24 protein-coding genes are annotated in these 26479 nt (G+C 41.6%); 22 read left to right on the top strand and 2 right to left on the bottom strand.

The genetic code is table 11. The annotated features are described in order from the left end of the window. Nucleotides 1-106 precede the first annotated feature (106 nt). The 6 genes from IFO66_RS03660 (at nt 107) to IFO66_RS03635 (ending at nt 5434) form a co-directional block, all read left to right on the top strand. Nucleotides 107-1933, top strand: coding sequence for a stalk domain-containing protein (locus tag IFO66_RS03660; protein WP_192023841.1), 1827 nt, complete (start codon nt 107-109; stop codon nt 1931-1933). A 295-nt stretch (nt 1934-2228) separates the two neighbouring features. Then, on the top strand, nt 2229-2579 hold the full coding sequence (locus tag IFO66_RS03655; RefSeq protein WP_192023840.1) for a hypothetical protein: 351 nt from the start codon (nt 2229-2231) through the stop codon (nt 2577-2579). 22 nt (nt 2580-2601) lie between these two features. Next, nucleotides 2602-2808, top strand: a complete 207-nt coding sequence (locus IFO66_RS24315; protein ID WP_192023839.1) for a GH-E family nuclease — start codon at nt 2602-2604, stop codon at nt 2806-2808. A 9-nt stretch (nt 2809-2817) separates the two neighbouring features. Then, nucleotides 2818-3384 (top strand): suppressor of fused domain protein, encoded by a 567-nt coding sequence (locus IFO66_RS03645; protein ID WP_192023838.1) that lies wholly within the window; start codon nt 2818-2820, stop codon nt 3382-3384. Nucleotides 3385-4077: 693 nt separating this feature from the next. Then, nucleotides 4078-4488: a DCC1-like thiol-disulfide oxidoreductase family protein gene (locus IFO66_RS03640; protein ID WP_192023837.1), complete on the top strand. Its 411-nt coding sequence runs from the start codon at nt 4078-4080 to the stop codon at nt 4486-4488. 187 nt (nt 4489-4675) lie between these two features. Beyond that, nucleotides 4676-5434 carry a hypothetical protein gene (locus tag IFO66_RS03635; RefSeq protein WP_192023836.1) on the top strand — a complete coding sequence of 253 codons (759 nt, stop codon included), beginning with the start codon at nt 4676-4678 and terminating at the stop codon, nt 5432-5434. Between the two features lie 183 nt (nt 5435-5617). Here the strand turns inward: IFO66_RS03635 and IFO66_RS03630 are convergent, their stop codons facing one another. After that, complete coding sequence (locus IFO66_RS03630; protein WP_192023835.1) at nt 5618-6538, bottom strand: aldo/keto reductase; 921 nt, start codon at nt 6536-6538, stop codon at nt 5618-5620. 270 nt (nt 6539-6808) lie between these two features. Between IFO66_RS03630 and IFO66_RS03625 the strand changes: the two genes are divergently transcribed. From IFO66_RS03625 to IFO66_RS03560, 14 genes are all read left to right on the top strand, one after another. Then, nucleotides 6809-7576: an alpha/beta fold hydrolase gene (locus IFO66_RS03625; protein ID WP_192023834.1), complete on the top strand. Its 768-nt coding sequence runs from the start codon at nt 6809-6811 to the stop codon at nt 7574-7576. After that, nucleotides 7573-8424, top strand: a complete 852-nt coding sequence (locus IFO66_RS03620; protein ID WP_192023833.1) for a DUF2785 domain-containing protein — start codon at nt 7573-7575, stop codon at nt 8422-8424. Before IFO66_RS03625 ends, IFO66_RS03620 begins: the two co-directional genes overlap by 4 nt. 352 nt (nt 8425-8776) lie before the next feature. After that, nucleotides 8777-9118: an SMR family transporter gene (locus tag IFO66_RS03615; protein WP_192023832.1), complete on the top strand. Its 342-nt coding sequence runs from the start codon at nt 8777-8779 to the stop codon at nt 9116-9118. Further along, nucleotides 9118-9432 carry a DMT family transporter gene (locus IFO66_RS03610; protein ID WP_192023831.1) on the top strand — a complete coding sequence of 105 codons (315 nt, stop codon included), beginning with the start codon at nt 9118-9120 and terminating at the stop codon, nt 9430-9432. Before IFO66_RS03615 ends, IFO66_RS03610 begins: the two co-directional genes overlap by 1 nt. 79 nt (nt 9433-9511) lie before the next feature. After that, nucleotides 9512-10243 carry an ABC transporter ATP-binding protein gene (locus tag IFO66_RS03605; protein WP_192024248.1) on the top strand — a complete coding sequence of 244 codons (732 nt, stop codon included), beginning with the start codon at nt 9512-9514 and terminating at the stop codon, nt 10241-10243. Further along, the gene (locus IFO66_RS03600; protein ID WP_192023830.1) at nt 10203-12683 is read left to right on the top strand and encodes an FtsX-like permease family protein; all 2481 of its coding nucleotides are present in this window, start codon (nt 10203-10205) and stop codon (nt 12681-12683) included. The genes IFO66_RS03605 and IFO66_RS03600 overlap by 41 nt, the downstream gene beginning before the upstream one ends. 46 nt (nt 12684-12729) lie before the next feature. Next, nucleotides 12730-13221 carry a PadR family transcriptional regulator gene (locus tag IFO66_RS03595; protein WP_192023829.1) on the top strand — a complete coding sequence of 164 codons (492 nt, stop codon included), beginning with the start codon at nt 12730-12732 and terminating at the stop codon, nt 13219-13221. Nucleotides 13222-13243: 22 nt separating this feature from the next. Then, nucleotides 13244-14401, top strand: a complete 1158-nt coding sequence (locus IFO66_RS03590) for a DUF418 domain-containing protein (protein ID WP_192023828.1) — start codon at nt 13244-13246, stop codon at nt 14399-14401. Nucleotides 14402-14604: 203 nt separating this feature from the next. Continuing rightward, nucleotides 14605-16281, top strand: a complete 1677-nt coding sequence (locus IFO66_RS03585; protein WP_192023827.1) for an amidohydrolase family protein — start codon at nt 14605-14607, stop codon at nt 16279-16281. A 129-nt stretch (nt 16282-16410) separates the two neighbouring features. Then, on the top strand, nt 16411-17520 hold the full coding sequence (locus IFO66_RS03580; RefSeq protein WP_192023826.1) for an AI-2E family transporter: 1110 nt from the start codon (nt 16411-16413) through the stop codon (nt 17518-17520). A gap of 187 nt (nt 17521-17707) precedes the next feature. Next, nucleotides 17708-17878, top strand: coding sequence for a zinc ribbon domain-containing protein (locus IFO66_RS24310; RefSeq protein ID WP_192023825.1), 171 nt, complete (start codon nt 17708-17710; stop codon nt 17876-17878). Continuing rightward, nucleotides 17824-18264, top strand: a complete 441-nt coding sequence (locus tag IFO66_RS03570) for a hypothetical protein (protein WP_192023824.1) — start codon at nt 17824-17826, stop codon at nt 18262-18264. Before IFO66_RS24310 ends, IFO66_RS03570 begins: the two co-directional genes overlap by 55 nt. 137 nt (nt 18265-18401) lie before the next feature. Next, a complete protein-coding gene (locus IFO66_RS03565; protein WP_192023823.1) occupies nt 18402-19352 on the top strand; it encodes a D-2-hydroxyacid dehydrogenase in 951 nt (316 codons plus the stop codon). A gap of 223 nt (nt 19353-19575) precedes the next feature. After that, nucleotides 19576-21060, top strand: a complete 1485-nt coding sequence (locus tag IFO66_RS03560) for an ABC transporter substrate-binding protein (protein WP_225445477.1) — start codon at nt 19576-19578, stop codon at nt 21058-21060. Nucleotides 21061-21222: 162 nt separating this feature from the next. Here IFO66_RS03560 and IFO66_RS03555 read toward each other — a convergent pair whose 3' ends face one another. Next, on the bottom strand, nt 21223-23442 hold the full coding sequence (locus IFO66_RS03555; protein ID WP_192023822.1) for a GH92 family glycosyl hydrolase: 2220 nt from the start codon (nt 23440-23442) through the stop codon (nt 21223-21225). Nucleotides 23443-23659: 217 nt separating this feature from the next. Here IFO66_RS03555 and IFO66_RS03550 point away from each other — a divergent pair, with 217 nt between their 5' ends. Continuing rightward, nucleotides 23660-24535 (top strand): helix-turn-helix transcriptional regulator, encoded by an 876-nt coding sequence (locus IFO66_RS03550; protein ID WP_192023821.1) that lies wholly within the window; start codon nt 23660-23662, stop codon nt 24533-24535. A gap of 396 nt (nt 24536-24931) precedes the next feature. Continuing rightward, nucleotides 24932-26479, top strand: a complete 1548-nt coding sequence (nikA, locus tag IFO66_RS03545) for a nickel ABC transporter substrate-binding protein (RefSeq protein ID WP_192023820.1) — start codon at nt 24932-24934, stop codon at nt 26477-26479.

The following is a 26479-nucleotide window of genomic DNA, read 5'->3' as shown; positions in this document are numbered from 1 at the left end:
AAATCAAAGCGCAGCTCCATTTTATACAAGCTAGTTGATCCACATTGTGGTAAAATGTGAATGGTTCATACGTACTAGGCAGCTAGATTCATACGGAGGGGTAAATATGAGTAAAAAGAAATGGGTTTCAGGATTCGTCGCAGTGCTTATGCTAATCACCATTTTGTTTGACGGTAATGCAGCTGTGGCAAATAAGTCAAATGCAAATCCGGCATCTATTGTAGTACATGAGGAAAGCACGGTGGAGTGGAACAAACGGTTTACATTTATCGGGGGAGACACTTCTTATTTTACAAAGGACAAGATGCTCTACGTCGATTACGAGGTAGTTAATGAAGCATTCAATCTTAATTTGGTTTACGATGCTTCTACGAAAACTCTTTCTCACGATAAAGGATCTACACAAGCAGTGCTTCAATTAGGATCAAATAAGATACTGCTTAACAATGTAAGTGTAAATGTTTCTCATCCAGTGAGCAGTTCAAAAAATAGCATCTACGTTCCTATGGTAGCGATTGAAAAGATTGTCAATGGTAAAGCGAAATATGTACAGCATACAACTCCACTTATGCCAGATAAGCTAGCGATTGACAATTCTATGAAGCAAGTGATGAAGCAGCGAGATAGTAACTTGGACAAGGCTTTAGCGGCTTTGGATAAGGCGAACCAGAGTTATGAAAATGCTGTGAATGAAAACCGCTATGATATCGAAGGTGAGCTTAGACACGGCTTCAGCAATACCATGTTATGGGGGACTGCAAGATCATTAAGCAGTCATCAGCTTGGTGACCTATCAAATTCCAACAATATCGTCATTCTTAATCCAGACAAGAGTAACATGACGGGTGACTGGTATTCCGGTTATCATTACTATGTTAAAAAGGGAACCGCATATAACCGATATAATCAGAAGGTTCCCGTATTTTATTATGGTGCCCCTTCAAAAGCCATTCAAAAAAATATTGCAGCAAAGAAAAAAGTCGTAGATAAAGCTAAAGCGAATGTAAAAACGTACGTAACACAATATAATGACACGAGTACAAAATGGGTGGACTCCATTTATAAGCATTACAATGCAAAAGGCGGAGCAAAGAATCCACAAGTACTTGCACAAATGGTCATTCATTTCAATCAACTCTACGAAACGACGGAAATTGAACTGTTCAAAAATAATAAGGACCGGTTACAAAAGCAATTGCTTAAGTCGAGCCAAGTGAACTACTGGTTGGCAGATCATATTTTGCAAGAGCATGATTTCGAGAAACGGTTCACTAGCTTGTTAGCTAAAAATAAGGGGGCAGCATTAAGCGTTATCTATTCCGCACAAGATTTCAAAATGGCTGCCTTCAAATTATATGCGGCTAAGCATTATCAGGAAGCGATGTCAGCAGCTCAAATTGCTAGAGCAAATGGAATTAATACAAATGATCTTATAGAGAAGATCAGCTATCATTGGGAAGATCCTAATCAACCACTACTTCCTGAGCAGAACAAAGAAGAGTACGAAGCATTTTTGAAAGAACAAGAACAGGAGAGAATCAATCAGGAAAATGAAGAAAAGCGCATAAAGCAGGAGAAAGAACAAGAACGTACTTCGTTTGAAAAATGGGGACAAGAGTATATTGCGCTGCTAAAACGATTCAATCAAGATTTCACTACGAAATATGGAAATATGGAGTATGTGAATGGGCTGAGCTACCAACAAAAAACGGATCTTGCACAAGAAATTGTTAAAGTTTATAAGCAGCCAATGTCGTCGATGGAGACACGACTTGCGGCCTTCAAGTATGAATCGACAGATGCGATGAAAGATAATTTAAGTAATTTGAAAAGCGCGATTGAGCAGCTAGAAATACTCGGTGATGAAGAGAAAACGCGCATTGCTGCGGCTCATCTAGATCTGGCGCTGTTTACTGCGGGACTTATTGAGTAATTGGTAAGTAGATATGAGCAATCTTCTGATGGTATTTTACTTATTTTTGTAGAGCAGTGGGGCAGACCTATCTGATATAACAGATAGGTCTTTTTTGTATGTTAGGAAAGTTACAATATCCTCTGCAACGTGATAAATCGGTCAATTATAATTATTAACTGGAAAAAAGTTGATGCTTGTCAATTCCGTGCCAACGGCGCAACGACAGATTTGACGTATGACCAAGGTAATCAGTTGAAGTCGTATATCAATACGGGCACAACTGGTCAAGTAATGGATAAAGCGACTTATCATTATGACAAAAATGGAAACGTGGAGAGTATTGAAACCTCATGAGCTAGAAAGTGTCGATGGTATTGCCTACACGTATGACAAGAGTGGAAACTTGACAGCGGATGGTAAACGTCAGTATCGTTACAATGAACATGATCAATTGATTCTTGTTAAAGACGAGAATGGAAAAGTTCTATTCCAAGCAGATTACGATGAAACAGGCAAGAGGACTCTAGTTATCACTCCATCTGTAACGACAAACTACTTCTATGATGGAGATAACGTTATCTATGAGACGAACGAAAAGAACGAAATTACCGTTCAATATACATGGGATGATTCAGGAAATCCGGTTACGATGACCAAAGACTAAGAAACGTATATGATTATCTTTATTGTCACACGGATGTAGCGGTACTGAAGGACAGCAAAGGAAAACACCTCATTCTTCAGGAAAAAAGAGAGACTGGAACATTGACCATACACCTGTTTGGACAAATAGATTATTCCAAAACTCTACTCGAAAACAAGTGTTAAATAATCAAAATGGGACAAGGTTAGAGTGTCCGAGTTGTAATAGGAGTAAAGGTAACAGGAGGTAAACTTCTAAAATGAGTACGTATATTGACTTTCTCGAAAAAGAGTTAGGTACTATTGAAAAAGGCTGGAGTACCGATGCCAAAGGTGAGAAGCTACCATTTGATGTTGTGAAATATTGTAGAGGTCCATTTCAAGGAACAGTCACATATTCAACGTTAGGGATAAGTCATCATAAACTTGAATGTTCAAGTTCAAATAAATTAATAAGACACGAGTTATTTATGATTACTGATGAAGATTTTGGAGAGAATGAGGTCGTTCAGGTGTTGCAGCAATTAGGTTTAGAAGCGTTGCAAGCACATTCTCCTTATTTGCGTGGTCAAGTCATTGGTCCAAGAGGTATTGTGTTTAAAGGAAGCTCGTTAGAAGCGCTCTACGTATCAAGCCCAGCATATTATCCAGAGGAGTTTCATGTGTATGAATCGGGTGAAGAATTACCCATTGTTCAGGTATGGATGATACCAATCACAGCGAATGAAGCTGACTATGTTCTTCGATACGGATGGTCACAATTTGAAGATATACTAGTGGAAGAAGATCCAGATCTTATTGATTTCAGTAGAGTTAGTATCGTGTAATAGATATTTTTCTCAGGTTGGAGGGTTTAATATCTTCAACCTGTTTTATTTCGTGAGGACTGCTATCACAAAAGAAGACAACTTATTGACAGGTACTGTTGAGGAGAATAGTGATCCAATTAGATGCTGTGTCGTTGGACGTTGTTTAAGCCTCAACCATTCATGTGGAAATTGTTCTTTGCGCTTCGTATATTTCTTAATCTGCTTATGAAAAATATCTCATCCACAAGAAACCATCGTTTTGTCAAAGAGAGAAGTACAGTTGATAGGGACGGATGATGAAGAAGGATTAAGTGAGAGCAAGGAATCATTCGGGGAGATGAATATTGTCTGGAAATAATGCATTCTAAAAATCTCAATATGATTTAATTAACAAGAGTCATCAAGGCAATACAGTGTGTGTAAATCGCTGATACTATATTCTAATTTTTATTTATGCAGTTCCAGAGACCTGTCAGACTACAGATGGGTCTCTTTCTTTTATTTAGGCAAGGCAGAAAATAGCGAATAGGTATTTGATGTCGAGTGGAGAAAGTTAACATTTTCTGATATAGGTAAGGCATAAGATAGGTAAGGGCAATAAAGGTAAATATAAAATGATGTTAACATAATATTTTATATGTAAATATATTCGTGATTTATTATCTTTATGTTGTTATCATATTGAATTTTTTCAAGAGAGGGGTAGTCCTTATGAATGCCAGTCGCACGGCAAAGCTGGAAGTATGGTATGACAGTTGGTGTCCTTTGTGCCAACAAATTCATAAGCGACTGTTAAAGCTGGATTGGTTCAAGTCCCTTCAATTTGTATCGATACGCGAGCCGGAGCTAATAACGAAGTTGGGGCAGTATGGTGTAACTATCGAGGAGGTTGAAAAGGAACTGCATGTTAGGTGGATTGCATCCAATTCTATTCAATCAGGGATTCATGCGGTTACCTCCATTTCTAAGCTGGTGGTTCCGTTATGGCCATTGTATCCGTTGCTTGCGCTGCTGGCCAAAACGGCAGCTGGGAAGAAGCTCTATAATTGGATTGCAGGGGGCAGGATGATCATCCCGGTTGGGCACTGTACAGATGGTTTTTGTCCGTTGAACAAGAAATAGTCAATGTAGTGCGTGGATATGTATTGCTCTTCGTTATTACCTTGTCTTTGTATGCTAGCTCGTTAGGTTTACGTATGAATATTTGCAGGATTTTGTAGAAATATGTCATGATTACCTTCCCAATAATGGAAGATGTATGTTACATTTGACTCTATACTCACGATTCCAAAACAGGAAGGGGCAAACGATGGAGGCAATTGAACGATATTTGGAACGGTTATCTCAACGGTTGGGTTCATCAGATGAGTCCTCTTCACTCGTACTTAGAACGAAAAAGCAGCTGTATATGTTATCCCGTGACTACACGATTCGCGGATATAGTGTCGAAGAAAGTGCTGCAAAAGCAATTGAAATGATACAATGTGATCCTATTCTAAGAGAGCGAACAAGCAGCAAACAACAGACTCCGTTATGGGCACTGATTGTAACGTTTATTGGATTTAACATCGTACTGTTTCTTGTGTTTCACGGTCATTTTGGACTAACTTCTTATTTGTTACCGTTCATTAGTGCTGTGACAATACCATGGGTAGTGCTGCTATTAATGTTAATTGGTTGGTCTTGCTTATTAACCGTTGTCGCATTTAGATATCGCAAGCATCAGGCCTACGCAGCGCTCTTTAGCAGTGCAATTATAGCATACATTAGTTTTCTTTGTTCTTTATATATCATTGTTGTTATTAATATCATCATGTGCGTGTATTTGTTACGAAAATATCGTACATGGCAGCCTGCAGCTATCGCAATTATTATGCAAGCAACACATGATCTTACGGTTCGTTTATTTCTATGGGTGAATCTAGAAACCAATGAATTTATTCCTGTGCCGGACCTCTCCTTACCATACATTCTCCAATATTCTTTCCTTGTCTGGATCGTCCCAATACTGCTTTTACTCTTGCTTCATGCTGTATATATAAAATACATCCCAGCTCGTAGCGAATGATACTATGCATACTCCTTCTGCGATAGCGCGAGTAATGCAGTCAACAGTGCTGGAAAGATATAAAGAAGTAGAAGGTGATTTATCATAATAAAATTGTATGCTCACTAGATCTGACCACATTATAATAATGAACGATCCAAAAGACCGGCTCGATTGAACCGGTCTTTTCGTGTGAATCTCATATTATTTAGAAGTAACTAAAGGATGCTCCGCGTCTAGCAAAGCAGCAGCTCGTGCATTGCTGCGAACTTGTGCTTCATCTTTGCAGCCTGGAATAACGGAAGCGACCGCAGGGTGACGAAGACACCACGCTAATGCCCATTGAGCCATCGGAACATCCGCTGGAACTTCATTTTGCTGAATGAGCGTAACTTGCTTTAACGTTTCGTCTAGTTCAATGCCTTCATTGCGTTTTCTTACATCGTTGTCGGCAAAGGTTACACCTGGTTTGTACTTGCCACTTAAGAAACCACTCGCCAATGGTACGCGAGCAAGCACACCAAGATCATCTGCTTCACATGTAGGGAATACCTCTTGTTCAGGTTGACGCTCAAGGCGATTGTACACAATTTGAATCGTGCTGGCACCTACAGAAAGGGCACGAGTTGTTTGATGCATACTGTTGCTCTTATTTAAAGAAATACCGAGGTGTCTAATCTTTCCTGCCTCTACTTGCTTATCCAGCAGTGTCCATAGATCATCCTGATCGAAAGCTTCATCGCTTCCAGAGTGGAATTGATACAGATCAATATATTCTGTCTTTAATGCAAGCAATGATTTGTCCAATTGTGTGAGCACATGCTCCGCATCGAACCGATCTGTACGATTCAAATGGGAGTGGAATTGATGACCGAATTTCGTTGCAACGACCCAGTCTTCACGTTTATCACGAGCCAGAAAATTTCCAATGAGGGACTCGGATAAATGGTCTCCGTAACATTCCGCCGTATCAACAAAATTAATGCCTTCTTCTTTTGCTGTATGTAATACTCGATCGGCCTCTTCTTGGGTATATTGATGACCCCATTCACCACCAAATTGCCACGTGCCGATACCAATAGCAGATACGTTAAGTTCTGTTCTACCTAGTCTGCGGTATTGCATAGTTACACATCCTTTCTGTTTCTTGACGCTTCAACTTGATGTCAGTCTTGCCTATATTCATGTTACCACATGATGGGCAGTAGTTATACTTTCATTAACCTTTGCTGGAGATACGAATCAAGAGGGAAGTACCAGCAACTCGTTCATTAAAAGCGATATCCCATAAATATTTTAGAATAAATTGACAATTCCATTCTGATAGATCAAAATAAGAGAGTAATATTTTTACATAGAAAAGAAGGTATATAACATAGGAATAGAGGTGATCCATTGCTTCAAAATGATTATGTTGAAAGTGTTCATTCCTGTAATAATGTTCAATTGTATAGTAAATATTTTTATAAAGGTTCACCGAGTGTTGTATTTATCGCAGGGATGGGCGATAGCTGTGAGACATGGAAAGACATTCAAGATCGTACATCTCTAGAAACATCGACATTTTCCTATGATAGAGCGGGATTAGGTAGGAGTCAGGCTGCCGCGGGACTGCGGACGTGTCGAGATCTAGTTGATGAGCTATCTCAATTGTTGTTATCGGTAAATGTAAAGCCACCATACATATTAGTAGGTCATTCTTTTGGGGGATTAGTTGCGAGACTGTACGCGAGTCTTCATCCACAGCTAATTGCTGGCATCGTTCTCGTAGATGCGGCACCTGCGTACAAAGAGCTTGCTTATGAGCAAGTACTCCCTAAAAAGCTGATTCAAGGGAATCGAGAATATTACGAAAATCCACTGTTGAACAGCGAAAAAATGGATAAGGTACAAAGCTATAAGCAAGTCACTGAGCATAGCTGCTTAGGTGATATTCCACTCTCCATTATTACAAGGGGGCTGCCGGATATAGGGGAGGGTGAATGGCCGAGTCAAGCAATACTAGAGATTGAACAGAAGCTGCAGCAAGATGTACAGCGTCTATCGACATCAAAAGTAAGTACATTTCGTATTGCAGCTAACAGCGGGCACTATATTCATCATGACGAACCTGAAATTGTAATCGAGGAAATATTAATTTTGTTAAAGGGGATAAACAAATGAACGATATCAGAGCGAAATTAAAGCTGGATCTACAACGAATTGAGAAGGAGCAATATGAGGTTCGAGAAGGAGAAAGGATTCAAGATTTCATTCCACGGATGCTGAAGTACATTGGGGATCCTGATTCTGAGTTACGGGATAATTTGATCTATCCGACATTCTATATGTGGATTCAGGAAGGAAATAAGCTTTCGGAAGAGGAATTACGCAGTCTGTTAGCAGTGCTGCTTGATGATGAGCATTTGTTCAATGGGATTGGAAGCCAGAACGATCAAACCGTTTTTACAAGGACATTCACGGCTCTAGCTATCGTGTTGATCGTACGTCGCCACAGACAACAGCCATTTCTAGATATCGCGGAATTTCAGCATCTCAAAAAAGAGCTGCTTCGCTATTACGCAGAAGAGAAGGACCTTCGCGGGTATTTAGAAGAAGGAGGTTGGGCTCACAGTGCTGCTCATGGTGCAGATATGTTTGTTGAGCTCGTGCAGTGTTCGGAAAGCGATGCAACGGTACAACGAGAAGTGCTTTCCGCTATTCAAGAGGTATTGTATAACGGTATTCATATCTTTAACGAAGAAGAGGATGAACGCATTACTAATATCATAGATGTTATGATTGAAACAGAACGATTGCCCCTAGCGGAGATCGTTGAGTGGATAAGCAATTTGGCGCAATGTGCCGACAGACCGAGAAGCCGTGAACAAGTAATTGCGCGAGTTAATAGCAAAAATGTGTTGCGTTCTCTCTATTTTAGAAGAGTTCAAGAAGGGCGGAGTGAAGCTCTACTTACTGCCATTACAGCAGCGGAGAATAAGGTAAATAGATTCGCGACAAGTAAAATGTAATCGATCGAATGGATTCGTGTGAAATTATAGCGTAACAACGTCCCTCAAAACGCGGGGCGTTTTTTTATGTTATATATTAACATAATAATTATTATGTAACCTTGATAGTGTTAGTCTTTTGTTTACACATAATGTACACAAGCGTGTTGTACGATCAAAAACGTTGCTACAAGTAAACCAGATCGTACTCCCAATCCACTGATGTACCTACGATTAGAACATAAATAATGGACATAGCAAATCAGTTACATCACACAAATGTAAAGAACTTGAAAAAACACTGTTGCATTTTTCCAATAAATTCATATACTCAGTATATAGTTCTAATCGTCCAGATGGGTGGGTTGTAAAAGTGAGTAACAAAAAACGTTTATCAACAAATCAAGCATGGCTCTATGTATTATTAGGAGGGGCATTAGAGATCGTGTGGGCTTCAGGCTTCAAATATGAAGCGGTCCCCATGTTCGCGGTAATTATCTCATTAATCATTAGTTTTGACCTTATTATTAAGGCAACCTCCGTGCTTCCTGTCGGTACGGTATACGCGGTGTTCGCTGGTATTGGTACAGTAGGCACCGTAGTCGTGGAGGCCGTTGTTTCTAACGGGATTAGCTTAGCTAGAGTAGGCATTATTTTATTCCTTCTGTTGTGTATTATCGGGCTCAAAGTAACGAGTAAAGGAAGTGAAGGGTAATGCCGTGGATGTATTTAATTATAGCTGGCTGCTTCGAAGTCATTGGAATTATCGGCATAAAGAGGGCCTCTGAGAAAGACAACTTTATGAATAATGTCATCCTTATTGGCGGATTTATGATAAGTTTTGCGTTTTTGTTAGAAGCACTGAAGACGATTCCGCTATCTACTGCCTATGCCGTATGGACGGGTATTGGCACAGTAGGTGGTGCAATTGTTGGTATGCTTTTGTTCAAAGAGCCGAGAAATGTACTGCGAATGTTATTTATATTTGGAATTATCGGAGCTATTGTGGCGCTTAAGCTGTTGGGGTGATCCATATGTGCTGTCTAACAACAGCCCATTGAATACTACTAAATTTATGAAGCTGTGGCACAGTCAGGAGTTGAGAATGATGATTGTTACTCGACAAGTAACGAAAACATTTATAAATGGCAAAGAGCCATTTCATGCGCTGCATCAACTTAATATAAAAATTCAAAAAGGTGAATTCGTTGCAATTATGGGACCAAGTGGGGCTGGGAAAAGTACCTTGTTGCAGCTTATCGGCGGGCTTGATCTCCCTACGGAAGGTGAGGTTCTTATTGACGATATTGCCATGCATCAATTGTCGGAGAAGGAACGAACGTTGTTCCGCAGGCGCAATGTAGGCTTTGTCTTCCAAGACTATCAGCTTATTTCGACGCTAACTGTTGAAGAAAATGTGGCACTGCCCTTGGAAGCAGACCATGTTTCCCGTCTTGAAATCAAAACACGAGTACTGAAGCTGCTTACTTTAATGGGATTAGAGAATCAAGCTCAGCAATTCCCAAATGTACTGAGTGGTGGGCAGCAGCAGCGTGTCGCGATTGCCCGTGCCCTGGCCGCAAATCCTCGGTTTATATTGGCTGATGAGCCTACAGGGAACTTGGATCGCAAGCGTGGGACTGAAATTTTACAGCTTCTTACCAAACTCCACAAAGAAGAGCGTCACACCATTATTATGGTTACGCATGACATACTAGCTGCTGGCTATGCGGATCGAATCATAATGATTAAGGATGGTAGCGTCCAATCTGATACCACGCGCGAGGAGGGCGATACGGATGCAATCCTGGCGAGTTTCATGGCGGAATATAAAAGATAAAAAAGTCCGATCCATACTGACGATATTAGCTATCGTAATTGGAGTAGCGTCCACGCTCGCGACGATTAGTATGGTACAAACCACGAATAAATGGATCCATTCTTTCACTGTGGATGCGTTTGGGCGATTTGATTGGTTGGTATCGAGTGAAAAGGGAGCATTTGACGAACGTTGGGTGAAGGAGCTGCAAGCTGCTAATGGGGTGGAATCTGCTGTAGCAGAAATGGCATTCGTTCGACCGCTTGATCGAATAGAAGGAGATAACCAAGAGGTTCCCTTTGAAAATATACGACTCATTGGCGTGAGTGACTTGGCGAGTCCTGTTCTTGATCTGAAGGTGGTTGAGGGTCAATTCACATCTAGTGGGCTTGTTATTGATCAAGTTACTTCACAGCTAAGGGGAGTGGATGTAGGGGATCGCATTTATCTGAAGGCAACATCGCCGAATGCTTCTTCATACTTAGAAGTTGCAGCAATCATTGAAAATACATCGCAACTGAATAATTCGAGGCAAGCGAGAGATCGTTTATATCCGGTAGACGTCTTTGTGCCGCTTGCTGTTGCTCAGCAAATAACTAATGTGGATGAACAAGTTCACGCTGTTATGCTGATAAGCGATAAGTCAGTCTCATCGGATCAAGTCAAACGAAGCCTTGAACGAGCGATATCTAGCGATCCTGCGCTGTATGTGCAGCGTTCTGTTGCAGATACACAGCTAGCCGTTCGCGGTTTGGGAGAGCTATACCAGACATTATACGTAATCGGTGGGCTAGGCCTACTAATTGGATCATTCATCATGTATAGCACGGTTTATATTAATGTTACTGAACGCAGAAGAGATTTCTCCATTATGAAAGCGGTTGGCTACACCTCACTTCAAATAAAAGGACATATTTTGCGTGAGGTTGTTCTGCTTGCCTTCATCGGCAGCATAATTGGGATTGGAGTAGGAGCTATACTTGCTATTCAGTTACAGGAAATGCTGCTTAATGTGTTTGGTAATGCACTGCCGTATGAAATGGCTTTGAAAGAGGCCGTTATTTTGTCTATAATTGCAGGCATTTTGCTGCCTGTCATTGCAGTATGGAGTCCTGTAGCAAAAGCAAGTGAAACATCGATATCGTATGCACTTCGCCGAGTGGATAAGCAAAGCGAAGGACCGAAGCGGAAAATTGCATTAATGATCGGTCTCCTTTGTATTATTGGTAGTTTATTTATTGATCATATGATAACGTTCCTGCCTTTGTTCATAGGATTAGCACTCATTTTCCCTTACTTGTTTCGGATCGTTCACTGGACAATAAGACCACTGAATCGATTGATATTTGGAAGAGAAGGCAGCATGTCTTCAAAACAAATGCTGCGCACAAGTCGCCATTTTATGACGTCTTCTACCATTTTGAGCTTCGGAATAACGATGCTTATTTATATTAGTGCACTAGGAAACTCTTTCTATATGAACCTCGAACAATCGTCTAGTACACCTGTTGTGACTGTGAAATATGCGAATGCGATATCAAACGAGCAGGTGCAAGAATTAAGTCAGATACAGGGTGTCCGTCAAATTTCCACGTATGCAAGCTATTTTCTACCTTGGAAGCCTCAGCATACGCAGCATTGGACTCGCCTCTTGGAATTGAACAGCGCTGAACAATCTTTTATCGTGAATCAAGATTTGAGTAGTGAGTTGAACAAATATACAAGGTTATTAGAGAGTCCAAATACCATTGTGCTCGATAGAGAAGTATTTCGGGAGTGGGGAGGTAAGGAGGGCGATATCTTTGAACTAGAAACTCCGAGTGGAGTAAAAAAGCTTGTTGTCATAGGAACAGTCGGTTGGGGAATGGCGAACAATAATGGATTCGTCTCTCAGCGTACGTTGGCGGAGTCAATCGGGCTTCCACATAACAATATGGCTATACTTGAAACGGATAACCCTACTTTGTTAAAGGAAACATTGCTAGCCAAACATGATATGCCAATTAAAAGCATAGGGACGATGAGTGACATTATGTTTTTGTCTAAGCAACAGCTAGAGAAGACATTTGGCATTATTAATCTCATTATTTATTTGAGCATTTTTATTGCGGCAATTGGAATTATGAACACTATGTTTATGAACACAGTTGAGTATGCCCGAGAGCTGGGGATGATGCGAGCTGTAGGCTTTACCCGTTGGCAAGTTGTGAAGCTGCTGCTTAGTAAAGCATTCATCATCGGTGCAATAGCAGCTGTCATCGGTATTTTAGTTGGATTGGGTTCGATGTATTTAACGGTCATTCAAGGATATTATCTTCATCTTCCCATTCAGTTCATCATTCCATGGAAAGATCTGTTCGCTGCTGCTGCGACAAGTATTGGCATATCCCTGTTAGCGTGCTTGCTGCCAGCGTATCGAGCAGTCAATTGGAGCATTGCGTACGCGATGAAATATGAATAGCATACGAGCAAGTGATTCATAATTATAGCGCAAAAGTGGTGGTCAAATGTCTGTAAAGCATGCCATTCTAGGACTTGTTTATAGTAAGCCGAGACATGGATACGAGATTAAAACACAGTTTGATGAGCTCGTCTATCAAAAATGGCAGCTGAATACGGGGCAAGTGTATACAACACTCGATCGGCTCGTTAGAGATGAGTTCGTAGAGACGTTGGGTGAAGATGCAAAGGACCGCAAGCAGTATGAGATTACAGAAGCTGGGCGAGTAGAGCTGAGAAGTTGGCTGATGCAGCCTGTGGAGCGATCGTTGCTGCGAGATGAGTTCTTTTTCAAAATTTTATGTGCCAGAAAAATAGGGTTTGGGGCGGTTCAAGAAATGATCAAGCAGCAGCGGAGCCTCGTCATTAAAGAGATATTGAGCCTAACTCAATTCAAGAACAGCTTAGATGAGCAGAGTGATAAAGATATGATCTGGCTTGTCGAAGGAGGCCTTCTGCACTTGGAAGCTGACCTAAGATGGCTTGACATAATAGATTGAGATAAATAGGAGGAGTGGAGTTATGCAGCGAATTCGATTACTTGACATCTTGAGAGGATTCGCCATCATTGGAACGTTAGGAACGAATATTTGGATATTTGCTTCGGTAGGTGAAATTGATTTTCTTACGGGGCAAGCAGGAGTACCATTCTGGGCTAGTGCAGAAGCGATGGTACAGTCGTTATTTACGCTGTTCGTGAATGGGAAATTTCTAGGGATGTTGACGATTCTGTTCGGTGTCGGGTTAGAAATTAAGCGACGCCAAGCAGAGCGGCAGCTTCGGCCATGGCCAGGCATTTATATTTGGAGCTCTTTCCTGCTATTTTTAGATGGACTCATTCATTTTATTCTCGTCATGGAATATGACGTATTGATGAGTTATGCAGTCACTGCTATCATTGTTGCTTATATTGTTAAGCGGAGTACAAAAGCAATCAAATGGGCGATGATCATTGCTGGAAGTATTCATGTTGCGTTTATGGTCATGTTGACGATGGCTATGTCAAGTGGAGATGCTGGGATGGGGGGGATGGATACAGCTGTATATACGACTGGAAGCTGGTGGGATCAAGTATTGTTCCGCCTTGAACATTTCCTCATTTTCCGTGCTGAAGCGATATTCATCATTCCTATGAACATCCTTCTCTTCTTAACAGGTGTCATGCTCATGCGTTCAGGTGCATTCGCTGCTGATGAAAAGGGTAAAGCCATTCGCCGTAAAATGTTAATCTGGGGTGTGGGTGTAGGTGGACCACTGCATCTGCTAGTTATAGCGAGTCCCGAACTGTTTGCCATGTCCCAGCGCTATTTGTTTGCACCGCTGCTCGCACTTGGCTATATGGCACTTATTGCGAAGCTGATGGAGAAGCGGGAGGATAATTGGCTGGCTGCTCGCGTTGAAAAGGTCGGTAAAATGGCGTTAAGTTGTTACATTATGCAAAATATTCTTGCTTCGATTATTTTCTACGGTTGGGGACTAAACTTACATGGGTTCGCCAAAGCACACTTTGCATGGTTCCCTGTTGCCATGTGGCTGCTTATTGTAGTTATCCTAATTATGTTCTCTCATGTATGGCTGCGCTACTTCAAGCTAGGTCCATTTGAATGGGTGTGGAAGCAGATGACGTCATTTACAGTGAAACAAAAACCAATAGCAACAACGAACAATAAAAATATATAGAATGGGGAAAGGCTGCATCGGATCAAGAATACTATCTTGAACGTTAGCAGTCTTTTTTTTTGTATCTATTTTCAATTAATTGGATTATATTGTCTGGAAATTGTGCGAGCCTTTCACTAATATGGAGCTCACACTGTATGAAGCTTGTTAGATTACGATATGAATATGCTGTTACGAAATGTTGTTAAATGGGGTGAATGGTAATGGGGAAATATAGTAGTAGTCGTCTATTATTGGTTGCTGTAATTGCAAGTTTAACCTGTTTTGTAATGGTTGTATATGTGCCCTCTTTATTCAAAACATTTGAGCAAGTGGAAACAAAAGCTGTCGCCACAACGGTCATTGAGGATGTTACTATTGTTGATGTTAAATCGGGCGAACTGATCCCTAATCAATCTATTGTTATCGAGAACAACCGAATCGCGCGTATCGATTCAAAAGAATTCGTACCTATACCCGAGGGAGCAAAGGTGTATCCAGCAGTTGGGCAATATGTAATCCCAGGATTGTGGGATATGCATGTACATCTAAATGATCAATATGAGACGGCATTTCCGCTGCTGCTAGCCAATGGCGTCACTGGATTAAGAGATATGGGGGCTGGAGCGGATGATATTCAAGGACGGCATAACTTGTTAGCGAAGGGAGTGCTGGCTCCGAGAATTATGCATCCTGGTTCCATACTCGATACCAATCCACCATGGTATCGAGAGCCTAATGTTCGAACGGAGCAAGAAGCAAGGGAAGCCGTTCAAGCGATGAAAGGGCATGGAGCAAGCTTTATAAAGCCATATGCTCATATTCCCGAGTCTATTTTGCTGCATATTATGGATGAGGCCAACAAGCAAGGGATACATGTATCAGGACATTTGCCTATGGGTGTACGTGCTGAAGATGCTTCGAATCTTGGGTTGAAAAGTATTGAACACTTGATCGGTATGTTTCTTGCAACCTCAGATCAGGAAGAAAAGGTTCGTGCAGATGCTAGAAAGACGACTTACTACTATGAATTTATGGAGTCGGATATTGAAGCAGCCAAGCATTACGATGAAGCGAAAGCCGATCGGTTGTTTGCTTTATTAAAGAAAAACGAGACATGGCAAGTGCCGACTTTAGCACTTACGTATTATACGGGGCAGGCCGGTTTAGATTCGAGTATCATTTATGTTCCTGAAAAGGTGCAAAAGGAATGGATCAAGCATACGGATCAGCTAGACCATCCAAGTAGGATAAGCAAGATTTTTATGGATTACCATCCTATTAGTTTGGAGTTGATCGGGAACATGCATCGCGCTGGGGTGCCAATCATGGCAGGGACAGATTCCCAGTTCGATCTACCGAAGCCTTTATATGGATTTGCTATACATAAAGAATTACAGCTCTTCGTTGAAGCAGGCCTCACTCCGCATGAAGCATTGCAGACAGCTACGCTTCATCCTGCTCAATACATGAACAGAGAAGATGAATTGGGCAGCATTGAAGTAGGAAAACTGGCGGACATGGTCCTGTTGCGTAATAATCCGTTAGAGCGTATTGAGCACACACAGCAAATATCGGCGGTTGTTCTCGATGGAAATGTTATGGAATATTCTCAATTAAAACAAATGATGAAGACGTATAAGCCTGTTGAGATTGGCTACGGTAAAGCGACTTCTGTTTTTAGCGTAGCTGTTGCTAACGAAGTGGGTGCAATGGTAACTTGGGATCCATTGAAGCAGACCGTTAAGCTGCAAAAGGGGGAACACTTACTAACATTTCAAATCAATAGCCCCATTTATATATGGAACCAGAAGCAATATTATGCGGAAAGTGCGTTTAGAATCAAATATGGAAGAAGTCTTATGCCGATTGGAGTAGCAAGCGTTATTCAAAAATGGTAAAATGAACAGCTGTCGATGAGCAAGCTCCTCCTTTTGCATTTGGCTGTAAAATTAGGTAGATTAAATAGGAGAAGTCTTATGATCATCCGTATCAAAGGACCGAACATCAGGAATGAGGAGCATGTCATCATGTTTAAAGATCGTAAGACATTGTATTATATCGGGCTGTTTATCATTTTTCTTTTGTTATATAAGGTGATTGATAACGCGGAGCATATGTGGGCATGGTTTCAAACGATACTTTCACTGCTCACGCCATTCTTTATCGCGTTTTTTATTGCCTACTTGCTAAGGCCACTCATTAATTGGCTGGAACGTACTGTATTGGCTAAGCTTCGTTTCCAACGCATGTACAGTATGTTACTTGTATACGCTGTTGTGTTAGGAACAATTGTGCTTGGTTTGACCATTGTTATTCCTACTGTGATTGGCAGCATTACAAGTTTAGTTCAAGCGTTGCCGACGTTTCTTATTGATATGGAGAAATGGATGCGGATTAATGTGTTTGAAACCGATTGGTTTATCCAGTCCGGTATCGGTAAAGAGGTAGAGACATATTTACAAACGAAAACGACTAAGATTGGACAAATCGTGCAGAGCAATCTGAATATGCTCGTGAGTGGGATTGTTTCGTTCTCTTCCATCTTGTTGAACTTGGTCATTGGGCTGATTGTATCCGCCTATTTGCTCGTAGACAAGGAGAAGTTTGCAGCTGGTTCGCAGAAACTTCTGCACGGCTTCATGAGTGATAAGCGCGCGAAAAGTGTTATTGAATATACGAAAAGCGTGGATCGCGTGTTCTCGCAATATTTTGTCGGATTAATACTGGATGCATTAGTCATAGGAACGATTGTATTTATCGGTCTGTTTTTGATGGGAACGCCATTTGCATTGCTGATCGCTCTAATCGTAATGATAACTAACATCATTCCGTATGTTGGTCCTTTCGTTGGCATGTTGGCTTCTGGTTTTATATTGTTGATGGTGGATCCATCCAAGGCACTGTGGGCGACGTTGTTCATCTTTGCTGTTCAACAAATGGACGCTTATTATATAAATCCGAAGATTATGGGCGGAAAAGTAGGCGTCGGCCCATTATGGATCATTTTGGCGGTATTCGTTGGAGGGGGATTATTCGGCATCATGGGCATGTTCGTAGCTGTGCCAGCCATTGCTGTTATTATTACTTCCATTAACTCCTATGTCGATCGTCAAATTGCCTCGAAGTTAGAGCCCTAGTTGCCGTGATTAAAGCAAAGCGTTCATTCAGCCTGAAATAGGCTGGCTGGATGCTTTTTTATTTTATCTTCTCAAGTTAAAGGAGATAGATAGCCTGAATTATGGTGTGAAAGTAAGGGGGATGGTATAATATTTGCGTCCTAGAATATAGGATAATACATCATAAATATACACAAGGAGTGACGAAATGTACCTCACACAATGTCCAGCATGTGATCATAGAGTATCGAGTCAGGCAGAATCTTGCCCGAGCTGCGGTCAACCTTTACGAGCAAAAACAACAAATGGAGGAGGAATTACTTTTTGGGGCGTGGTCGGAGCCGTCATTCTCGCTATTATAATCATGTCATTCGAATAAATGTTGGTATTGGGACAATAGCCATCTTATTATATATCGTTAATAATCAAGTTATGAAGCCAAGCTGGAATGTTTATTTCTTGCATAGTCATTTTAATGATGTGATCGGTGGTATCCTTATCGTTGCATTTACGAATTTGGCAAGTGCTATAGGTGGGCAGGCTCGCCTGAATTTGTACAGTGTTTGGCGAATTCTAAGCTTTACACTTGTGGTAGGCTTGTTCTGGGAATACGTAACGCCATTATACCATCAGGGTGTTACAGATCCATGGGATGTTATCGCCTACATGAGTGGAGGGGTCTTATACTGGGCGCTCGCTCGTATTTGTTTTAAAAGAATAACCAAGCAATCCAGCACAACCAACACGCATGCACATGTCCGATAATAGGGACGTACGCATGCGTGTTTTGTTGTTGTAGAAATGATGTACAGATTTATAAAGAGATGAGCTATCACTTACTCTACTTGATATGATACGCTGAAAGATATAGCTCCAGGTTGACTGCGAAAGGAGAACGAACGATGAATATACTTACGACCATTCGTTTAAAAGAAGAGCAAATAGAGGTGTTGGTATCTCGTTACCCACACATCAACATTCATACCTGCCGCTCGTTGCTGGATGTTGACGATGAGCAGTTGCAAATGACGGGAGTACTTATTAGCTATTCTACTGGCCTATCAGAAGAGATGTTGAGCAAAATGCCAAACTTAACATGGATTCAAGTATTTAGTTCTGGCGTAGATGCGCTACCGTTAACGACGATAGCCAATCGAAATATTACGGTGACTAATGCTCGCGGTGCTCATAAAGTGCCGATGGCCGAGTTTGCATTTGGGCTTATGCTGCAAGAAGCCAAACAGCTTATAACGCTTCACGAGCAGCAGCAGCGCAATGAATGGAACAACAAGATTCGTTTTGAAGAATTGGAAGGAAAGACAGTCTGCTTGTTCGGTACCGGAGCTATCGGACAAGAGATAGCGGCACGATGCAAGGTGTTTGGAATGAAGACAGTGGGTATTAATCGCTCAGGAAAACAAAGGGAGCACTTTGATCGCATTTATCGATTTGATGCGGAAGAACTTCCTTTACATGAAGCGGATTATATGATTCTTATTGCTCCATCTACTCGTGAAACCGACAATTGGTTGAATGCTGCTAAGCTGCGACAGCTCAAACAAGAAGCGGTGCTCTTGAATCTAGGCAGGGGAGACCTTGTCGTAGAACAAGATCTTATACATGCCTTGCAACAAAAGCAGTTCAAGCGTGCGTATTTAGACGTATTCCATGTGGAGCCATTACCCAAAGACTCGCCATTGTGGCAGTTGGATAACTGTACTATTACTCCACATGTGTCTGCGATATCAAGTCGCTACAATGATCGCTGCACAGCTATTTTTATAGACAATGTGAGTCGTTATATGTCAGGAGAGTCACTTATAAATGAAGTTAACTTAGAAGCAGGTTATTAAGGTAATCAAATACAACTTCAATAACATAATACCGCATGTAATAAGAGTGTCACTACGTCATAAATATGACAAAAGACACTCTTATTTTTTATTTTTATGTAACCAATAAAAAGGAATTCCTTGGTAAAGTAGTTAATCGAGAAGGCAAAACATACCAGTCACCGATCAAAAATGCGATGAAGCAATATACAGTTTAAGGAAGATTGAGGAGGAGTGAAAGAAGATGAAACAAGGATGGAGACGTAACATGTTAATGTTGACATTAACATTGACCCTGATCGTACCGCTGCTAGCAGCATGTACGAAAAAAGAGGAAGTAGTGCCACCAGGGCAAGAACGGATTTTGCGTATCGGTTTTCAATCGGACTTTGCAAATGATATTATGATTAGGCAGCAATATATTGATGCGTTTGAAATGGCTAATCCGAATGTACGTATTGAGCTCGTTCCTATTATAAACCATGTGGAGCAAAGATTTGAGCAGTATGATCCTAAGAAAAAAGCACCAGATGTTAAAGTAGCTTGGAATAAACTAGTAGAAGGTGCTAATGCCGTTGATGTTGTCATTACTGATACTAACGGCTTCCGACAGCTTGCTGCAGATGGAAAACTAGCGAAGCTGGATGAACGGATCGTGCAGGACAAATTCGACACATCTGATATCGTACCTGTAGTCTATGATGCTATCAAAGAGCTAGGAGATGGAAATGTATACGGCTTGGCACCTACGTTCAGTTCCAGCGCAATACTCTACAATAAGAAGCTGTTCCAAGATGCGGGTGTAGAATTTCCTAAGGATGGTATGACTTGGGACGAAGTGTTTACATTAGCAGCGCGCGTAAGTAAAGGTGAGGGAGCAGATCGTAAATACGGATTTTCTTTCAATACTTATGGTAGCAATTATCATACTATTAAAAATGCGTACATTAACCCGCTTCAACTACAAGTATTTGATAGTAAAGCAGAGAAAATGCTAGTAAACTCAGATAAGTGGTTACAAGTGTGGGATAACATGTCGAAGCTATTCAAAAATAAAATTGTACCAGGGCAAGAAATATGGAATTCGGATAACGCGCAGATCAATGAAGGCCCGTTCGCGTATGATTTGTTTATGTCTGGAAGATTGGCAATGACAGTTTCAGATTTGAACTATATTAACAGTGAAACGATTCCGGCTATGCAAAACCCAAGTAAAATCAAGAACTTCAAGCCATTCGAATGGGATGTTGTGACGATTCCATTTCATGCTGAGGCACCTCAAGTAACCGGGTTAGTCCATCTAAAAGACATTTTTGCCATTAATGCTAAAGCTACGAATGCAGGAGATGCTTGGGACTTCGTCCGCTATGTGAATGGAGACAATTGGGCGAAAGTTCGCAGTCGCAGCAGCGGCTATGATATGGTAACACGAAAATCTCATCTCAAGCCGGCCACAGGAGAGAATTTCAATATCGGCGCGTTCTTTAGTGGGAAATTTATTATGCCAGCAGAGCAAAAATTAAGTGATTTGTATAAAAATAAACAGGACTTATACCATGTTAATAACTTAGGTGATGAAAAATTCCTTGAAGTGATTGCTGGCAAGAAGTCAACACAAAGCGCGTTGTCAGAGTGGGAAACCAAGGGGAATGAAATGCTGCAAAAAATTAAAAATGGTGTGCCTATTATGGATGAAGGCAAGTATGGTGTAGAGGGGCCAGGGCATTAATCCAATCCAAATTAGGGCTTGGATCTAACCGTTGAAATAGTAGCGAGTGAGAGATGAGGCTGTTTCTGAAGTAGAAGGTGCTACTTCTGAGGCAGTCTTTTTTCTTTTATAGTGATGATAAAGCCCTTGTCATATCGACAAGGGCTCATTATTTTTATAAGATTAATACGAACGCGGACGGGACATTGCGTAAGGCAACGCGGATTCGTCGTAGCTAACAGTTGGAGCTGTTTCTGTCATATTGAAGCGCAATTCGCCGCCATTTTTCACTAGCTCATGGCTTACGTATAGGTTGGATACGACTTCTCCATTCATTTCAACGCCTGCAACATAGTTGGCAGCATCCGAATGGTTGTCTGCATGAATGATAAGCTGTTTGCCGTTCTCTAAGTTCAACGTCATCTTCTTAAACAATGGTGTACCGATGACATATTCAGGAACGCCAGGGCTGAGTGGGTACAAGCCCATTGCTCCAAATACATACCAGCCCGTTAAGCTGCCGTTGTCTTCATCCCCAGGAAGACCGTCTGGACGAGAGCTGAACAATTCATCCATCGTTTTGCGAACCCAGTATTGTGTAAGGGCAGGGTAGCCTAATGCTGTATAAATGTAAGGGATATGGAAGCTCGGTTGATTGCTAATGGCGAATTGACCGAAATCTACAGCGGCCATTTCCGACATTTCATGAATTTCGAAGCCGTACGATCCGACTTTGAATTCAGGAGCTGCTGCAAATAGTTCGTCTATACGCTGTTTGAAGCTCTCACGTCCACCGATAATATCGGATAGGCCGAGCAAATCATGCTGAACCGCCCAAGAACTTTGCCATGCGCCGCCTTCACAATACGCACCGCCCCATTCTGTGGCATCGAAATGCGGTAGCCAACTGCCATCTTGCAAGCGTCCGCGCATAAAGCCAACCGATGGATCGTACAGCTTCTTATAGTTCTCTGCACGCTCCATAAGCTGCGCGTATTCTTCGTCACGACCAAGATATTTCGCGATTTGCCCAATACAGAAGTCACCGTATGCATAGTCCAATGTGCTGCACACACTTTCATGTGTATGAACATCTGCCGGAAGATAGCCGTATTTCACATACTCCGCTGTACCTTTGCGGCCATAGCGATTATCTGCAGCAGCAGTCATAGCATGTTTCAGCAAGCCTTCAAAGGCTTTTTCAACATCAAAGCCAGTGACTCCCTTCGCAACGGAATCTGCAAAGCTTACGTCGATTAATGTGCCCGGCATCATGCTGCGTTCACCCGGGGAAGACCATTTTGGCATCCATCCGCCTTCTTTGTAAGCGTTTACCCAACCCTGCATCATTTCGTTCATAAAGGAAGGGTAGAGCAAGTTGTATAGTGGGAATGATGTGCGATATGTATCCCAGAAGCCGATGTCGGCGAACATTGGACCTGTTTCAATCATGCCATTGTACGGGCTATAATGTATTTGATTACCATGTGCATCATATTCATGCGTAGTATGCGGATACAAGGATGTGCGGTACAAGCAAGTATAGAACGTATCCAACTTATCTTGATTGTCGCTTTCCACTTCAATGACACCTAGCTGCTTTTCCCAAGCTTCCGTTGCCAAAGCGCGTACTTCATCAAAGCTGCGGCTGCCGATTTCACGCTCTAAGTTGATGACAGCTTGCTCCTCGCTAATGAAAGAAGTACTGATGCGAACTTCCACAATGCGATTGTCTGGCAATTGAAGTCCGACATATGCGCCAACACGTTCGCCTGTCAACGTAAGTGCAGCTACTGGCTTATTATCTTGGTCAGACAATCCGCTCTCATCTGCAATAATAGGGCAATCAAACGTCGCCACGAAGTACATGCGATAGTTCTCTGGCGTCCCGCCGGCTTTTGCCGTTGTATAGCCTGTCAACATGCGTTTCTCCACATCGATCGACATGTTGGATTCACCTGGGAATGGGGACACGATAAGACGTGCCTGTTCCGCTTGGCCGAAAGTAACACGCATGCTGGAACAGCGAGTTGTCGGCGTCAATTCCAACGTCGTCTGATAACGAAGAAGGTGAACGTTGAAGTAGTCTGGCTTCACGATCATATCTTGTTTACGGAACGAAGAAGACCGTTCAGGTGCCCATACTTTTAGAGGCCCTGTTTGCGGCATAAATGCCATATGACCGTAATCACCAATCCATGGGCTAGGTTGATGGGTAAGGCGAATGCCTTCCAAACGATTGTGATTGGGGCTAAACCACCAGCCGCCACCAGCTTCTGTTGTTTGCGGTGCCCATGCATTCATACCGAAAGGCATGGAGGTTAGCGGCAATGTGTTGCCGTTAGAATAGGGGTAAATGGAATCGGTTCCTTGCAAAGGATTAACATGTTTAAGTAAACTCATTTTATAGTCGCTCCCTTTTGTTGGATGTTATAATTAAGCAGCAATGATGTTTGTCACTGCATCGTAATTTTGCTAATGCAACGAATGCACTACTATAATTGTAGAGAGAATTTGATGGATTCACCTATCAAATTTTTATTATTTCTATCATTTTTGATGATAAAATGAAATGGAAAGCAATCATTGACATCTTAGATCCGGAAAAGAGTGATATCGTTTGATCCCGCACAATTTACATGGCGACGAAGAAATTCACGGAGATTTCCCTTTTACTCTCAAAATTCATCATTTAACCAAGCCAGTTCCTGCTCATGTCCATCATTTTATTGAGTTCACTTATACGTTCAAGGGCAAAGGAAAAGAAATAATCAATGGAATTGAGAAGGAATTAATACCGGGTACCTTTACACTATTGTTCCCTCATCAAGTACATGAGATCGAAATCGAGCCAGATGAGGAATTATTTCTTTATGTAGGAGCTATTGGATTAAAAGCATTTTTTGGAGAAGGGGATTCATTTCTGACCTTGCACAGTTTGCTTAAGCAAGCGGAAGATGATGAGAACACAACCTATAAATTAAATGAATCAACAGGCAATCAAGTACTGGCTTTACTTCAAGAAATGCATGAAGAAGTGCTGGATACGAAGCCTTGGAACCGAATGATGTTTTTGGCTAAGTTAATGCAGCTGTTTATTATATTCGATCGCTTCCGCCAGACGCAGGCAGGGTTAAGACAGAAGTTGGCGCACGAGCTGACGCATCGCAAAGGAATGTGGGAAGTTATACATTATGTGTATCAGAACTTTAAAGAAGACATCACGCTAGAGATGCTTGCCAAAAAGTTTAATTACAGCGTCTCTTATATTAGTATTTCCTTTAAGCAGATGGTCGGGGAAAATTATTATTCCTTCTTAGAGCGTATTCGTGTTGCTCACGCTTGCAATCTATTAATAGGAACCGATATGAAAATAACTGAGGTTGGTTACGAAGCAGGTTTTAAGTCTTATCCGACGTTTATTCGTGTGTTTCAAACGAGAATGGATATGACGCCAACAGCTTACCGCAAGAGCAAAAATATTCATTTGAACTAAGAATGTGAAGTGTAGAAGGAGGTGGACCTAAGCAGCATGTGCTTGCTAGTCAACAACGGTACAAAGCCGATTATCTATCTGATAATCGGCTTTATTTATGAATGAATGATCATTAATGATATAATCTTTGTCCACATTTTATGATTATTAGATAGCTAAAAAGTAGCCCTTTTTAGCTATTGGAATATACTAATTGTTAGTCGATAATACATATGAAAGGAAAAGACAAGTAATGTGTATGTATTGCACGATAAGTAAGAAACCTTGTCGATTGGTTGTTGAATTGGAGGTGAGACTAATCAAATAGCACGCATTGGTATAAAGAGAGAGGAGGTATACATTATATAGGGTCCATCAGGTAGGTTTTCATATCATATTGAACTAGAGGAGGATTATATGAACATAACTAAATATAGAACGATACCTTTTCTATTTATTTGTTGGTTACTGCTTACTGCGGGTTGTACTTCAATGAATGCTGATGAAGATACCAATAAAAATGCGAAAAAAGTAACTGTCATTCATCATCTGTCGGCTAACACACTAGATCCCCATAATAGCTGGGCGGCTTTGCGTGCAGGAGCAGTCGAAACACTCGTAAAGCTTGATAGTGAATTGAAGCCAAGCCCGTGGCTAGCTGCGGAATGGAAAGCTCAAGATAAGCTTACCTGGCTATTTACGATTCGGGAAAATGTTATTTTCCATGACGGCTCAAACATGGATGCAGCAGCAGTGAAATCTTCGCTAGAGCGTGCCTTGGAGGCCAATCCATCACTTTCAAGAGCGCTTAACATATCTTCCATGGAGGCTCAAGGACAACAGCTTACTATTGTAACAGCTGAGCCTAATCCAGCACTTCCTTCCGAATTAGTCAATCCATACACCTCAATTATTAGTACAGCAGCTGAAAATAAAGTAGGGACTAGCGCTTTCAACTATGCACCTATTGGAACAGGACCTTTCCGAGTTACTTCATTTGCACCTGATCGCGAAATAAAATTAATTCGTTACGAGGGTTATTGGGACGCGCCAGCCATTCTGGATGAAGTCTCCTACCAATTCAATGAAGATGCGAATGTGAGAATGATGGCACTCCAGTCGAAGGAGGTAGACATTGCCTATCAATTACCTGCTGAATCATTGGCAGCGTTAGAAAAAGATAATCAATTCCATGTGAAGTCGATTCCAGGGCTTCGTGTTCATTATTTTATTTATAATGCCAGTCGTCCTCATATGAAGGATATTCAGGTACGAAAAGCGCTAGATTTGCTTATCAATCGTGAAACCATTGCGCAAGATTTAATGCTAGGCCATGCACAACCAGCGAATGGACCGTTCCCGACCATATTGCCTTTTGGGAGTGATGATAAGGTCACTGCATTGAATTCACTCAAAGCATCAGAGCTTTTGACTAGAGCGGGGTATCAGCGGAATTCAAATGGCAAGCTGGAGAAAGACGGTAGCCCGCTGAAACTCCAGCTCATCACGTACAAAACTCGGCCAGAACTTCCGCTTATCGCTCAATTAATCCAATCTGAAGCAGCCAAGCTAGGCATGGAAATCGAGATCAAGCTGGTAGAGAATGTCGATGCACATTTGCGTGAAAGTGACCAATGGGATCTGGTCACCTATAGCAATCTATCTGCCCCACGTGGAGACGGTGGTTATTTCCTTAACGCTGCATATCAGAAGGGAGGAGCCTTGAATCCGGGAAATGTTGAAGTTAGCAAGCTGACACCTACATTGGAACAGCTCAATTCCACAGAAAGTATACCTACTCGCATACAGCTGTCAAAGGAAGCAGTCTCTCTTATTCAAAAGGAAGTTCCACATTCTTATCTTGTATATCCGAATAATGTAATTGGTGTAAATAATCGTGTTCTTAATTGGACACCTGGGGCAGAGGAGTATTATATCATTACGAACAAATTAGATGTGAACTAA

The organism is Paenibacillus arenosi (genome assembly GCF_014841135.1).
Classification (GTDB): Bacteria; Bacillota; Bacilli; order Paenibacillales; family Paenibacillaceae; genus Paenibacillus_B; species Paenibacillus_B arenosi.
This window is presented reverse-complemented; position numbering and strand designations above follow the sequence as displayed.

Bases quoted from the DNA above. Each gene is read 5' to 3' on its own strand.
- IFO66_RS03585 (WP_192023827.1), top strand. From the start codon at position 14,605: ATGGGGAAATATAGTAGTAGTCGTCTATTATTGGTTGCTGTAATTGCA.
- IFO66_RS03565 (WP_192023823.1), top strand. From the start codon at position 18,402: ATGAATATACTTACGACCATTCGTTTAAAAGAAGAGCAAATAGAGGTG.
- IFO66_RS03640 (WP_192023837.1), top strand. From the start codon at position 4,078: ATGAATGCCAGTCGCACGGCAAAGCTGGAAGTATGGTATGACAGTTGG.
- IFO66_RS03590 (WP_192023828.1), top strand. From the start codon at position 13,244: ATGCAGCGAATTCGATTACTTGACATCTTGAGAGGATTCGCCATCATT.
- IFO66_RS03620 (WP_192023833.1), top strand. From the start codon at position 7,573: ATGAACGATATCAGAGCGAAATTAAAGCTGGATCTACAACGAATTGAG.
- IFO66_RS03600 (WP_192023830.1), top strand. From the start codon at position 10,203: ATGCAATCCTGGCGAGTTTCATGGCGGAATATAAAAGATAAAAAAGTC.
- IFO66_RS03560 (WP_225445477.1), top strand. From the start codon at position 19,576: ATGAAACAAGGATGGAGACGTAACATGTTAATGTTGACATTAACATTG.
- IFO66_RS24310 (WP_192023825.1), top strand. From the start codon at position 17,708: ATGTACCTCACACAATGTCCAGCATGTGATCATAGAGTATCGAGTCAG.
- IFO66_RS03660 (WP_192023841.1), top strand. From the start codon at position 107: ATGAGTAAAAAGAAATGGGTTTCAGGATTCGTCGCAGTGCTTATGCTA.
- IFO66_RS03635 (WP_192023836.1), top strand. From the start codon at position 4,676: ATGGAGGCAATTGAACGATATTTGGAACGGTTATCTCAACGGTTGGGT.
- nikA (WP_192023820.1), top strand. From the start codon at position 24,932: ATGAACATAACTAAATATAGAACGATACCTTTTCTATTTATTTGTTGG.
- IFO66_RS03605 (WP_192024248.1), top strand. From the start codon at position 9,512: ATGATTGTTACTCGACAAGTAACGAAAACATTTATAAATGGCAAAGAG.
- IFO66_RS03555 (WP_192023822.1), bottom strand. From the start codon at position 23,442: ATGAGTTTACTTAAACATGTTAATCCTTTGCAAGGAACCGATTCCATT.
- IFO66_RS03580 (WP_192023826.1), top strand. From the start codon at position 16,411: ATGTTTAAAGATCGTAAGACATTGTATTATATCGGGCTGTTTATCATT.
- IFO66_RS03645 (WP_192023838.1), top strand. From the start codon at position 2,818: ATGAGTACGTATATTGACTTTCTCGAAAAAGAGTTAGGTACTATTGAA.
- IFO66_RS03595 (WP_192023829.1), top strand. From the start codon at position 12,730: ATGTCTGTAAAGCATGCCATTCTAGGACTTGTTTATAGTAAGCCGAGA.
- IFO66_RS03630 (WP_192023835.1), bottom strand. From the start codon at position 6,538: ATGCAATACCGCAGACTAGGTAGAACAGAACTTAACGTATCTGCTATT.
- IFO66_RS03655 (WP_192023840.1), top strand. From the start codon at position 2,229: ATGACAAAAATGGAAACGTGGAGAGTATTGAAACCTCATGAGCTAGAA.
- IFO66_RS03610 (WP_192023831.1), top strand. From the start codon at position 9,118: ATGCCGTGGATGTATTTAATTATAGCTGGCTGCTTCGAAGTCATTGGA.